Genomic DNA, 12,708 nt, shown 5'->3' with positions numbered 1-12,708 from the left:
CAACCCGGCCGTAGGGCGACCCGGCCGTAGGGGCCTGCGAGTCGGCCGTTAATCGGCTGGCGGGGCGGTGGCGGCGCGGATTAACGTCCGCGCCGTGCCTCAGCCCTCCGCGCGTCCCGCGCCGCCCGTCGCGCCGCCGGCGTCATGAGTCTCGGCCGTGCCCTCCTCGACGTCCGCCCCCTTCGCACCTCCCCCGTCTTCCGGCGGCTGCTGATCGGGCGCACGGTGTCCACGCTCGGCGGCTTCATGACCATGGTCACCGTGATGTTCCAGGTGTGGGACGTGACCCACAGCGCGTTCTGGAGCGGGGCGGTCGGACTGGCGCAGGCGGTGCCGATGGTCGGCGTCGGGCTGTTCGCGGGGGCGTGGGTGGACCGGGCCGACCGGCGCCGGGTGTATCTGATGGCGACGGTCGGACAGGCCGCCTGTTCCGTGCTGCTGGCGGTGCAGGGCTTCACGGGACACGTGCCGGTGCCCGTCGTGCTGGCGCTGGTCGCGGTGCAGGCGTCGTTCGGGGCGGTGGGGGCGCCGGCGGCGGGCGTGTTCGTGCCGCGACTGCTGCCCGGGGACCAGGTGGCCGCGGGGCTGGCGCTGAACCAGGTCACGGGCCAGGCGATGATGCTGCTCGGCCCGGCCGTCGCCGGCGTCGTTCTCGGGTGGTGGGGCATCGGCGTCTGCTATCTGCTGGACGCCCTCAGCTTCGGCCTCGCCTTCCACGGCGCGTTCGGCCTGCCCGCGCTGCCGCCCGAGGGCGAGAGGTCCCGCCCGGGCCTGCACGGCGTCCTCGACGGACTGCGCTTCCTGACAGGGCATCGGGTGGTGCGCGGCGCCCTGCTGACCGACCTCGCCGCGACCGTGCTGGCGATGCCGACCAGTCTGTTCCCGCTGGTCAACGCGGAACGCTTCGGCGGTGATCCGCACACCCTGGGCCTGTTCCTGTCGGCGCTCGCGGTGGGCGGGGTGGCGGCGACCGCGTTCTCGGGGCCCGTCACGCGGCTCGCCCGTCCGGGGCCGGTGATGCTGTGCGCCTCCGCCACCTGGGGCGTGGCCCTGGCCCTGTTCGGGCTGATGCCGAACGCGTGGGCCTGCCTCGGGATGCTCGTCCTGGCCGGGGCGGCGGACGCGGTGGCCGTGCTGTCCCGTACGACGATCGTGCAGACCCGGACTCCGGACTCCCTGCTGGGCCGGGTGACGGCGGCCGAAACCGTCGTCGGCCAGGCGGGCCCGCACCTCGGCAGTCTGCGCGGCGGTCTCGTGGCCGGCTGGACCTCGGGCGCGACCGCCCTGGTCGGCGGCGGCCTGCTGTGCCTCGTCGCGGTGACGGCGGTGGCCGCCATGACCCCCGAACTACGGGGCAGGGCCACGTCCGGGAGAGTGCGGTCGAGGAGGGGCGCGCTGGATCGACTGCCGCCGAGGGAGGTTCCGCCGCGCGGAGCCGCCGGTCCGTCGCACGAGCCCCCGCCACGACTCGCCGCCCCGCCCTCGGCCCCGCCGGAGCCGGCCTCGCCCGGCGGCGCCGCTCAGGAGCCCGAAGGGCCGCCGGCCGCAGCCCCGGCCGGCCCCTGAGCCTGTCCCTGGGGATCTCGACGCAGGCCCGTGACGGGCGATGTCACCTCGTCCGTGACCGGAACCTCGCCACCCGTTCCTCCAGCCGGACGCGCCGCTCGGGCCATTCCTCCGCCGTGATCGAGAAGACCGCGGTGTCGCGCAGTCGGCCGTCCTCGCCGGGGGCCCAGGAACGGGACCAGTTGCGCAGCACGCCCTCGAAGCGGGCGCCCACGCTCTCGATGGCCGCCCGGGAACGGCTGTTGCGGGCGTCCGACTTGAGGTCGACCCGTGAGACGCCCCACTCCTCGAAGGCGTGCCGGAAGAGGAGGAACTTGGCCTCGGCGTTGACGCCGGTGCCCTGCGCCGAGCCCGCCAGCCAGGTGAACCCGATCTCCACGGCGTCCAGGCGGTCCTCGTCCAGCCAGGAGCGCGGCTCCCAGTACGACGTGGCGCCGACCGCCCGGCCCGTGGCGAGCGAGATCTGGGCGTACGGCGCGAGCCGGCCCGTCGCCGCGCGGGCGAGCTGCGCGTCGACGTAGTCGCCGACCTCGTCGGCTCTCGGGACCCACGTGTACGCGTACGTCCCCCGGTTCTCCTCCGCCGCCACCGCCAAGTCGTCGGCGTGCCTGTGCTCCAGCGGCTCCAGGCGCACGAGCGCGCCCTCGAGAACCGGCCCCTCCAGTCGGAAACTCACCCGGTGATGTCCTTCCGCGGCTGTGCGAGCGTGTCATCGAATCCGGGGGAAGTCTCGCGGACACGACGGGAGTCGTCGAACGGGTTTCCGGAGTGCGCCGGGACCTAGGCCGGGGCCTCGGCCGAGGCCGGGACCGGGGCCTCGGCCGGGACCGGGGCCGGGGCCGCGACCGGGACCGAGGCCGGGGCCGCGACCGGGACCGGTGACCGCCGGTCATGCGGCACTACGGAAGCCGACGGCGTCCCCGGCTCCCTCAGCTCCCCCAACTCCCCCGATTCCCTCAGCTCCCCGGACTCGCCCGACTCCCCCGGCGGCGTCCCCGGCACCCCCGTCGCCCTCCTCCGCCCCGCCGGTGCCAGTGACGTCAGCGCCACTCCACCCACCAGCAGTGCCGCCGCGCACCCTCGCAGGCCGCTCACCGGTTCGCCCAGGATCACCGCCGCCGCGCTCATGCCGAAGACGGGGACCAGGAGGGAGAACGGGGCCACCATGGATGCCGGATGGCGGTGCAGGAGCCAGCCCCACGCGCCGAAGCCGAAGACTGTCGATACCCACGCGACGAAGGCGATCGTGCCGACGCCCTGCCAGTCCAGCGTGCGCAGCGCCTCCCAGTCCCGGGACGGGCCTTCCGTGAGGAGGGACAGAGCCAGCAGCGGCAGGACGGGGACGGTGCTGACCCACACCATGAAGTTCAGGGCGTCCGGCGGGGAGGCCTTGCGGGTGAGGACGTTCGACGCGCCCCAGCACGCCGCCGCCGCCACGACCAGCACGAAGGCGCCGAGCGGGCCCGAGGAGCCCTCGTCCACGGCCGCCACGGCGATGCCGGCGAGGGCCACGGCCATGCCCAACACCCGCAGCGGGGTGGGGCGTTCGCCGAGGACGACCGCGGCGATGCCCGCCGTGAACACCGCCTGTATCTGGAGGACCAGGGAGGTCAGTCCGGCCGGCATTCCCGCGTCCATGCCGACGAACACGAGCCCGAACTTCGCGACCCCGAGCACCAGGCCCACCGCGACGATCCACTTCCACGCCGTCCTGGGGCGGCCCACGAAGAATACGGCGGGCAGCGCGGCCACGAGGAAACGCAGGGCGGAGAAGAGGAGCGGCGGGAAGTGGTCGAGGCCGATCTCGATGACGGTGAAGTTCACGCCCCAGACGGCTGCGACCAGGACGGCGAGGGCGAGATGGGCGGGAGGCAGGCGCATGCGTCGAGGATCTCCCCGCGTGACTGTGAAGCACCAGCGAAGTCTGCTGCATGATGGGATGAAGCAACGCTTACGTGAGGAGCCCGTCGTGCTCGACCTCCAGCGCCTGCGGGCCCTGCACGCCGTCGCCGTGCACGGCACCGTCGGCGGCGCGGCCGCCGCGCTCGGCTACACGCCGTCGGCCGTGTCCCAGCAGATCGCCAAGCTGGAGCGGGAGACCCGGACCACTCTGCTGGAACGGGAGGGGCGCGGCGTCCGTCTCACCGACGAGGCGCTGCAACTCGCCTCGACGGCGCAGGAGTTGCTGACGATCATCGAGCGGGCGGAGACCGGTCTTGAGGAGCGCAGGGGTGTTCCGGCGGGTCGGCTGAGCGTGGCCGCGTTCGCGTCGGCGGCGCGCGGCCTGATGCCCGCCGTGCTGGCCGACCTCGCGGACCGGCATCCGGCGCTGGACGCCCGTCTCACCGAGGTCGACCCGGACCTGTCCGTGGACCTGGTCGCGAAGGGCGCCGTGGACCTCGTCGTCGCCCACGACTGGGACATCGCGCCGCTGCCCGCCCCGGCGGGGGTGGAGCAGGCGGTGATCGGGGACGACCTGTGCGACCTGCTGGTTCCCGAGGGGCACCCGTTCGCCGGGCGGAGCGCCGTCCGCCGGGAGGAGCTGGGCGGCGAGCGGTGGATCTGCCAGCCGCCGGGCCGGGTCTGCCACGACTGGCTGCTGCGCACGCTGCGCGCGGCTGGGCACGAGCCGGATCTCGTCCACCAGGCCGAGGAGAACCCGACACTGGTCGCCCTGGTCGCCGCCGGCCTCGGTGTCGCCCTCATCCCGCGGCTGGGGCGCGGGCCGCTGCCGGCGGGGGTGGTGGAGGTGCGGCTCGACCCGATGCCGGTGCGGCGGCTGTACGCGCTGTGGCGCACGGGCGCGGCCCGCCGGCCGGCGATCGCGGAGACGGTACGGACCCTGCGGGAGCACTGGCCGAGGGTCGCGGCCGCCCACTGACCCACCTGGCGGGCGCGCACGGACCCACCCGGCGGGCGCGCACGAGCCCCGGCGCAAAGCCACGGCCGCCGTGCCGACGGTCCGGGCCGGTCGGGCCAGGCCGGATCCAGCCGTGCAGGACTGAGCCGTGCCGAGCCGGACCGCCGGACGGAGCCGGGCCAGGCCGGAGGCCACGGCCGCCCTGCCGACTGTTCCCGGCCGGTCGGGCCAGGCCGGATCCAGCCGTGCAGGACTGAGCCGTGCCGAGCCGGGCCGAGCCCGGTGACAACGCTCGGTCGGAGGCGCGGGCCGTCGCACCGGGCCGGGCCGTACCGGGCGAGACCGAGCCGTACCGTCCGGGGCCCGTAGCGCCCCGCCGTCGGCACGCCCCCTCCAATGCGCCGATGGCGGCCCCGCCACGGGTACCGTGCCCCACCGGAAGCCCCGCCCGGCCCCCGGCCGGACCCGTACCGTCCGGGGCCCGCAGCGCCCCGCCATCGGCGCGCCCCCCCTCAATCCGCCGATGGCGGCCCCGCCGCGGGTACCGTGCGCCACCGAAGCCCCGCCCGGCCCCCGGCCGGACCCCCCGCCGGTCCCCGCAAGGAGCGCACATGCCCTCCCGACGTACCGTTCTCACCGCCACCGCCGGTCTCACAGCGGCCCTCTCCCTCAGCGGCACCGCCCGCGCCGACGACCGCCGCCTGCGCGCGCTGATCGCGCGTATGTCCGTCGAGGAGAAGGCCGGCCAGCTCTTCGTCACCAGGGTGTACGGCCACTCGGCGACCGACCCGGACCCGGCCGACGCCGAGGCCAACCTCCGCGAGCTGGGCGTGCGCAGCGCCGCCGAGCTGATCGACCGTTACCACGTCGGGGGGATCATCTACTTCACCTGGGCCCACAACACCCGCGACCCGCTCCAGACCGCCGACCTCTCCAACGGGATCCAGCGGGCCTCGCTGCGGCGGCCGCGCGGGCTGCCGGTGCTGATCTCCACCGACCAGGAGCACGGGATCGTCGCCCGTGTCGGCGCGCCGGCCACGCTGTTCCCGGGCGCGATGGCGGTCGGCGCCGGCGGTTCCCGCGCCGACGCCCGCACGCTCGGGCGGATCGCGGGCCGGGAGCTGCGTGCGATGGGCATCCGGCAGAACTACTCCCCCGTGGCCGACGTGAACGTGGACCCGGCCAACCCGGTGATCGGGGTGCGCTCGTTCGGGGCCGTCCCGGAGGCGGTGGCCGGCTTCGTCGACGCGGAGATCAGGGGCTACCGGTCGGCCGGGGTCGCGGCGACCGCGAAGCACTTCCCGGGGCACGGCGACACCGCCGTCGACAGTCACTTCGGCTTCCCCGTCGTCACGCACAGCCGTCAGGTGTGGGAGGAGCTGGACGCCGTGCCGTTCCGGGCGGCGATCGCGGCCGGCGTCGACTCGATCATGACCGCGCATCTGCTGATGCCGGCGCTGGACTCGGCCGGCGGCGACCCGGCCACCCTCTCACGGCCCGTCGTCACCGGTCTGCTGCGTGAACGCCTCGGCTACGACGGGGTCGTGGTGACCGACGCCCTGGACATGGCGGGCGTGCGCACCAAGTACGGCGACGAACGGGTCCCCGTGCTGGCGCTCGAGGCGGGCGTCGACCAGCTCCTCAACCCGCCGAGGCTGGACGTCGCCTTCGACGCCGTGGTGAGGGCCGTGCGGGAGGGGGAGCTGACGCGGGCGCGGCTCGACGAGTCGGTCCTGCGGATCCTGCGGCTGAAGGCGAGGCTGGGCCTGTTCGCGGACCCGTACGTCAGCCGGGTCGGCGTGCGGCGGACGGTGGGCGCGCGGGCGCATCTCGCGGCGGCGGACCGTATCGCCGAGCGGACGACGACGCTGCTGGTGAACGAGGGCCCGCTGCTGCCGCTGTCGCCCCGCAGGCACCGCCGGCTTCTGGTGGTGGGCGCCGATCCGGCCTCCCCGACGGGCACCACGGGCCCGCCGACCTCCGTGCTCGCCGCCGCCTTCGGCGAGTTGGGCTTCACGGCGACCGCCCTGTCCACGGGGACGGCCCCGTCCGACGCCGTCATCGAGCGGGCGGTGACGCGGGCGGGCGAGGCCGACGCGGTGGTGGCGGCGACGTACGAGGTCACCGCGGACAGCGCGCAGCGGACTCTGGTGGAGCGGCTGCTGGCGACCGGGCGGCCGACGGTCGCGGTCGCCGTCCGCAACCCGTACGACGTGGCTCGACTACCGCGGGTGCGCGCCTGCTTGGCGACTTATTCCTGGACCGACGTCGAACTGCGCGCCGCGGCCAGGGTGATCGCCGGAGTCGTGCCGCCGCACGGGCGGCTGCCGGTGCCGGTGCGGCGCGCCGACGATCCGACGCGCACGCTGTACCCGGTCGGCCACGGCCTGACCTACTGACCTCGGGACGCCGCGCACTGCGTGGCGCGGCGCCCGAGGCGGCGTCACGGACGCAGGGCGGGCTCCCGCTCCACGTCACGCACGTCCAGCTTGGCGTCGAACCTGGCCAGCGGCTTGGCCTGCGCGGCGTCGGCCTTGACGGCGGCCGGGGCGACGCCCGCCCACTCGAGGATGCGGGCGGTGGCGAGGGCCTTCTCGTCGGCGACCAGTCCGGCGACGTTCGCGCCGTGGTTCATGCCGGGCGCGGTGAAGACGTAGGAGTCCTTCGAGCCGGGCCCGAGGCGGAACGGCTCCGCGCCCCACGGGTCGTTCTGGCCGTAGACGAAGAGCATGTGGCGGGCGTGATGGCGCACCCAGGCGTCGACGTCCCCCATGGCGAACTGCTGGAAGCGCATCGGGATGTCCCGGGGGACGAAGTTGCGCGGGGGCTGGTAGCCGTAGCGGATGTACCGGCGCTCGATGTGCGGGAAACGGATGGTGGGCGCGCCGAGCTGGGTGCCCGCCTGGTAGTAGTACGGCGTGTACGCCGCGAGGCCCTGGTCGGCGTAGGCGGAGAACCCGGAGATCGTGTCGATGGAGGTCCAGATCTCGTCGTCCGTCGCGGACTTGGCGTCGGCGGGGATGGAGTCGCAGTCCGACAGCAGGCTGTACTGCCAGAAGCCCCACACGTAGTCGAGGACGACGGCCTCGTAGGCGCGGTCCAGGCCGCCGATGGTGTCGAAGGTAAGGCCCTCGGTCGCGGCGTACTCGGTGTACCGCTTCTCCAGCGGCTCGCGGCGCACCAGCGCCTCGCGCTGGACGGCGTTCAGGCGGTCGCGGCACTCCTTGGTGCCGACCTTGGCGAAGAAGCGGTCGTAGGCCGAATCCTCGTCGTTCACCACGTCGTTGGGAGCGACGTAGGCGACCACGCCGTCCATGTCACGCGGGTAGAAACGCTCGTAGTAGGTGGCCGTCATGCCGCCCTTGGAGCCGCCGGTGGAGATCCAGTTCTTCGGGTAGATCGCCTTGAGGGCCGTGAAGATGCGGTGCTGGTCGCTCGCGGCCTGCCAGATGTCCAGCTTGGACCAGTCGGCGGGCTCGGGGCGGGACGGGGTGAAGAAGCGGTACTCCATGGAGACCTGGTTGCCGTCCACGATCTGCGTGGGCTCGCGGCGGCCGGGGTTGGTGGAGACGCTGTAGCCGCCGGTGTAGAAGACCGTGGGCCGGCTGACGTCCTTGTGCAGCACGGTGATCCGCTGCTGGAACGTGCCCTTGGCGGGGTCCCGGTGGTCCACCGGCTGGGTGAAATTCAGTACGAAGTAACGGTAGCCGGGGTACGGCTTCTCCTGGATCAGGCTGACGCCCGGTATGGAGAGCAGCCGGTCCTTTATGTCTGCGGCTTCGGGCTGTGCGGCGGTGGCCGCGTGGGCCGTGCTCACCATGCCTATCAGCACGGTGAACGCCAGCAGCCATCTGAGCGCCTTGCGCATGCGCGTGCACCCTTCCCTGTGAGTCGGATGTGCCGGAAGCTATCGGAGCAACACCCTTCACACCAGAGGGGGTTGGGCGGCGGCGTCCGCAACGCCCGTATCTGTCAGGAGCGGAACCAGCCGGAACTGCCCGAGCCTGCGCCGACGGAGCCCCTGACCAGCACCCAGCGGTGGCCGGCGTAGACGTCGACCGGGCCGATCCGGGCGGTCCGGTCGCCGGTCAGCTGCCGGGGCCGGTGGCCGCGCGCCTGGAGGCTGATCGACATCCGCTTGTTCGCGCCGGGACGTTTCTGCACGGTGTAGGCGCAGACCATGCCGCGGTTGTTGTAGACGTGCACCGAGCCGGTGGAGAACGTCACGGTCCGCACCTTCCGGCCGGCGCAGGGGGCGGCCGCGGCGGCCTCGGCGCTGCCCGGCGTGAGCAGCCCGATGAGGACCGAGGCGACGAGCACGGCCAGTGCGGTCAGTGCGGCCGTCGGTCGCCCATGCGTCTCACCAAGGTCCACGGTCCGCGCCTCCCGCTCCGCCGCCATCGTCGTACAGACATACGACAGCACTGGTGTGCCGCCGTACTGATGTACGGACGCACCGGGCGGGGTGAACGGTTGCCCCGCCGCGGCACGGGACGCGGCGGGACAGGCGGGACGGGCGCGGCCGCCGTCAGCTCGACGTGGCGACCGGCTCCCCGACGAAAGTCCGCCACAGCGCCGCGTACCGTCCGTCGCGCGCGAGCAGTTCCTCGTGGGCGCCGTCCTCGACGACCCTGCCGTGGTCCATCACGACCACCCGGTCCGCGCGCGCCGCCGTGGTCAGCCGGTGGGCGACCACGAGCGTGGTACGGCGGCCGGCGAGCCGGTCGGTGGCCTGGTTGACCTGGGCCTCCGTCGCGAGGTCCAGGGCGGCCGTCGCCTCGTCCAGCAGCAGCACGTCGGGGTCGACGAGTTCGGCGCGGGCCAGCGCGATCAACTGCCGTTGCCCGGCGGACAGGTTGCGGCCCCGCTCGGCGACCTCGTGCAGATAGCCGCCCTCCAGCGTGGCGATCATCTCGTGCGCGCCGACGGCCCGCGCCGCCGCCTCCACCTCGGCGTCGCCGGCGTCCGGCCGGCCGTAGGCGATGGCGTCGCGGACCGTGCCGGGGAAGAGGTAGGCCTCCTGCGGGACGACGCCGAGCCGGTGGCGGTAGGAGGTGAGGTCGAGGGAACGCAGGTCCGTGCCGTCGACCAGCACCCGGCCCGAGGTCGGGTCGTAGAACCGGGCCACCAGCTTGACCAGCGTCGACTTGCCCGCGCCGGTCTCGCCGACGAAGGCCACGGTCTGCCCGGCGGGGATCCTCAAGTCGATGCCGGTCAGGGCCTCTTCGGGGTCGTCGGCGGGGCCGTAGCGGAAGTGCACGTCCTCGAAGGCGATCTCGCCGCGCAGCGACAGCACCTGGAGCGGCTCGTCGGCGGACTTCGTGGAGGCCGGCTCGCGCAGCAGCTCCTGGATGCGGCCGAGCGAGACGGTGGCCTGCTGGTAGCCGTCGAAGACCTGGGAGAGCTGCTGCACGGGGGCGAAGAACAGGTCGATGTAGAGGAGGTAGGCGACCAGGGCGCCCGTGGTGAGCGTCGCGTCGTCGATCCGGCCCGCGCCGACCACCAGGACGGCCGCCGCGGCGGCCGACGACAGGAACTGCACGAACGGGAAGTACACCGAGATCATCCACTGGCCGCGGATGCGCGCCCGGCGGTAGCCGTCGCTGCGCTCCGCGAACCGCGCGGCGCCGTCCCGCTCACGCCGGAACGCCTGCACGATCCGCAGCCCGGCCACCGACTCCTGGAGATCGGCGTTGACCAGCGCGATCCGCTCCCGGGCGAGTTCGTAGGCCTTCACGCTGGCCCGGCGGAAGAAGTACGTGGCGACGACCAGCGGCGGCAGGGTCGCGAACACGACGAGCGCGAGCTCCACGTCCAGCACCAGCAGGGCGACCATGATGCCGAAGAAGGTGACGAGCGAGACGAACGCGGTGACCAGGCCCGTCTGCAGGAACGTCGACAGCGCGTCCACGTCAGTGGTCATCCGCGTCATGATCCGGCCGGTCAACTCCCGCTCGTAGTAGTCGAGCCCGAGCCGCTGGAGCTGGGAGAAGATCTTCAGGCGCAGCGCGTACAGGACCCGCTCGCCGGTGCGGCCGGTCATCCGGATCTCACCGCTCTGCGCGGCCCACTGGGCGAGGACGGCGCACAGGGCGAGCAGCGAGGCCGCCCACACCGCGCCCAGCGCCGCCCGGCCGACCCCGTCGTCGATGCCGTGCCGGATCGTCACCGGCAGCAGCAGGCCCATGCCGGCGTCCACGGCGACCAGGCCGAGGCTGATCAGCAGGGGCCGCCCGAAGCCGCGCAGCAGCCGGCGCAGGCCGTAGGAGTCCTCGGGGGTGACCGCGCGGGACTCGTCGACTTCGGGGAGGTCGGTCGCCGGCGGGAGCGCCTCCACCTGGGCGAGCAGCTCGGGCGTGGCCGGGGTGCCGTCGAGCGCGGCGTCCCGGGGGGTGCGCTCGCCCGTCCACAGCCGGGGGGTGAGGCCCCGCTCGGCGTCGAACTCGGCGTCGAGCTCCGCGCGCACCGACGTGTCCTCGCGCGGCGGTGCGGGGTGGGTGTGGCCCGGGGAGACGCCGCCGAGCTCGTCGGGGTCGGTGAGGAGGCGGCGGTAGAGCGCGGAGCGTTTCTGCAGTTCCTCGTGGGTGCCGAGGTCGGCGAGCCGGCCGTCGTCGAGGACTGCGATGCGGTCGGCGAGGTTCAGCGTGGAGCGGCGGTGGGCGATGAGGAGGGTCGTGCGGCCCGCCATGACGTGCTTGAGCGCCTCGTGGATCTCGTGCTCGACCTGGGCGTCCACGGCGGAGGTGGCGTCGTCGAGGACGAGCAGGCGCGGGTCGGTGAGGAGGGCGCGCGCGAGGGCGATCCGCTGGCGCTGGCCGCCGGACAGGGTCAGGCCGTGCTCGCCGACCTTTGTGGCGTAGCCGTCGGGCAGCTCGTCGATGAACCGGTCGGCGCGCGCCGCGTGAGCGGCGGCCCTGATCTCGTCGTCGGTGGCGTCGGGGCGGCCGTAGGCGATGTTGGCGCGGACGGTGTCGGAGAAGAGGAACGAGTCCTCGGGGACCAGGCCTATCGCGGCGCGCAGCGAGTCGAGGGTGAGCTCGCGCACGTCGTGGCCGCCGATGAGGACGGCGCCCCGGGTGACGTCGTAGAAGCGCGGGAGCAGCAGGGAGACGGTCGACTTGCCGGAGCCGGAGGAGCCGACGACGGCGAGGGTCTCGCCGGGGCGGATCTCGAAGGTGAGGCCGTCCAGGACGGGGCGGCCGTCCTCGTAGGCGAAGGAGACGTCGTCGAACTCGACGGTCGCGGGCGCGTCGGCGGGCAGCTCCTTGACGCCCTCCCGGATCGACGGCTCGGTGTCGATCAGCTCCAGGACCCGTTCGGTGCCGGCGCGGGCCTGCTGGCCGACGGTGAGGACCACGGCGAGCATGCGGACCGGGCCGACGAGCTGGGCGAGGTAGGTGGAGAAGGCGACGAACGTGCCGAGGGTGATGTGCCCGCGCACGGCGAGCCAGCCGCCGAGGGCGAGCATCGCGACCTGGCCGAGGGCGGGGACGGACTGGAGGGCCGGGGTGTAGCGGGCGTTCAGGCGGATCGTGCGGAGCCGGCCCGCGAAGAGCCTGCGGCCGACCTCCCTGAGCTTCCCGGTCTCCTGCTCCTCCTGCCCGAACCCCTTCACCACGCGCACCCCGCTGACCGCCCCGTCGACCACGCCGGCCACGGCCGCCGCCTGGGCCTGCGCGTACCAGGTCGCGGGGTGGAGCCTGCGGCGGCTGCGCCGGGCGATCCACCACAGGGCGGGGGCGACGGCCAGCGCGACGAGGGTGAGCGGCGGGGACAGCCACGCCATGACGGCGAGGGAGATCAGGAAGAGCAGGACGTTCCCGATGGTCATCGGGAGCATGAACAGCAGACTCTGGATGAGCTGGAGGTCGCTGGTGGCGCGGCCGACGACCTGCCCGGTGGACAACTCGTCCTGCCGGCGCCCGTCGAGCCGGGCGATCGTCGCGAACATCTCCGTGCGCAGGTCGTGCTGGACGTCGAGGGCGAGCCGGCCGCCGTAGTAGCGGCGGACGTAGGTGAGGCCGTAGACGAGGACCGCGGCGGCGACCAGGGCGCCCGCCCAGGGGGCCATGGAGCGGGTGTGGCCGCCGATGACGTCGTCGATGATCACCTTGGTGATCAGCGGGACGACGGCCATCACGGCCATGCCGGCGAGTGACGAGACGAGCGCCAGTACCACGTCCGCCGGATGGCGCCACGCGTAGCTCGCCAGTCTCCTCGCCCATCCCCGTTGCGGTTCCACGCGGTGCCCTCCGGTCGTCCTGATCTACCGGAAGGCACCA

General features: G+C 73.9%; 8 protein-coding genes. 3 read left to right on the top strand and 5 right to left on the bottom strand.

Annotated elements, in window-relative coordinates; translation table 11 throughout:
• The first annotated feature begins 144 nt into the window (after positions 1 to 144).
• Positions 145 to 1,566, top strand: a complete 1,422-nt coding sequence (locus ACIOC0_RS35225) for an MFS transporter (RefSeq protein ID WP_402160100.1) — start codon at positions 145 to 147, stop codon at positions 1,564 to 1,566.
• 43 nt (positions 1,567 to 1,609) lie between these two features.
• On the opposite strand, the gene ACIOC0_RS35220 is transcribed toward ACIOC0_RS35225, so the two are convergent.
• Together ACIOC0_RS35220 and ACIOC0_RS35215 are read right to left on the bottom strand one after the other, a co-directional pair.
• The gene (locus tag ACIOC0_RS35220) at positions 1,610 to 2,242 is read right to left on the bottom strand and encodes a GNAT family N-acetyltransferase (protein ID WP_402160097.1); all 633 of its coding nucleotides are present in this window, start codon (positions 2,240 to 2,242) and stop codon (positions 1,610 to 1,612) included.
• A 104-nt stretch (positions 2,243 to 2,346) separates the two neighbouring features.
• On the bottom strand, positions 2,347 to 3,447 hold the full coding sequence (locus ACIOC0_RS35215) for an EamA family transporter (RefSeq protein WP_402160095.1): 1,101 nt from the start codon (positions 3,445 to 3,447) through the stop codon (positions 2,347 to 2,349).
• A gap of 88 nt (positions 3,448 to 3,535) precedes the next feature.
• Between ACIOC0_RS35215 and ACIOC0_RS35210 the strand changes: the two genes are divergently transcribed.
• The gene (locus ACIOC0_RS35210; RefSeq protein ID WP_402160281.1) at positions 3,536 to 4,447 is read left to right on the top strand and encodes a LysR family transcriptional regulator; all 912 of its coding nucleotides are present in this window, start codon (positions 3,536 to 3,538) and stop codon (positions 4,445 to 4,447) included.
• 590 nt (positions 4,448 to 5,037) lie between these two features.
• Entirely contained in the window at positions 5,038 to 6,825 is a 1,788-nt protein-coding gene (locus ACIOC0_RS35205; protein ID WP_402160092.1) for a glycoside hydrolase family 3 protein, read from the top strand.
• A gap of 44 nt (positions 6,826 to 6,869) precedes the next feature.
• Here the strand turns inward: ACIOC0_RS35205 and ACIOC0_RS35200 are convergent, their stop codons facing one another.
• The 3 genes from ACIOC0_RS35200 to ACIOC0_RS35190 form a co-directional block, all read right to left on the bottom strand.
• On the bottom strand, positions 6,870 to 8,294 hold the full coding sequence (locus ACIOC0_RS35200) for a S28 family serine protease (RefSeq protein WP_402160090.1): 1,425 nt from the start codon (positions 8,292 to 8,294) through the stop codon (positions 6,870 to 6,872).
• A 104-nt stretch (positions 8,295 to 8,398) separates the two neighbouring features.
• Complete coding sequence (locus ACIOC0_RS35195; RefSeq protein WP_402160088.1) at positions 8,399 to 8,800, bottom strand: hypothetical protein; 402 nt, start codon at positions 8,798 to 8,800, stop codon at positions 8,399 to 8,401.
• 154 nt (positions 8,801 to 8,954) lie between these two features.
• Positions 8,955 to 12,668, bottom strand: coding sequence for an ABC transporter ATP-binding protein (locus ACIOC0_RS35190; protein ID WP_402160085.1), 3,714 nt, complete (start codon positions 12,666 to 12,668; stop codon positions 8,955 to 8,957).
• Positions 12,669 to 12,708: the final 40 nt, after the last annotated feature.

It is taken from the genome of Streptomyces sp. NPDC088254, from assembly GCF_044740925.1.
Classification (GTDB): domain Bacteria; phylum Actinomycetota; class Actinomycetes; order Streptomycetales; family Streptomycetaceae; genus Streptomyces.
The sequence above is the reverse complement of the archived record's forward strand: the minus strand, read 5'-3'. Positions and strand labels throughout refer to the sequence as shown.

Excerpts from the sequence above, each read along its gene's own strand:
- ACIOC0_RS35215 (WP_402160095.1), bottom strand. The coding sequence starts at position 3,447 with ATGCGCCTGCCTCCCGCCCATCTCGCCCTCGCCGTCCTGGTCGCAGCC.
- ACIOC0_RS35225 (WP_402160100.1), top strand. The coding sequence starts at position 145 with ATGAGTCTCGGCCGTGCCCTCCTCGACGTCCGCCCCCTTCGCACCTCC.
- ACIOC0_RS35205 (WP_402160092.1), top strand. The coding sequence starts at position 5,038 with ATGCCCTCCCGACGTACCGTTCTCACCGCCACCGCCGGTCTCACAGCG.
- ACIOC0_RS35200 (WP_402160090.1), bottom strand. The coding sequence starts at position 8,294 with ATGCGCAAGGCGCTCAGATGGCTGCTGGCGTTCACCGTGCTGATAGGC.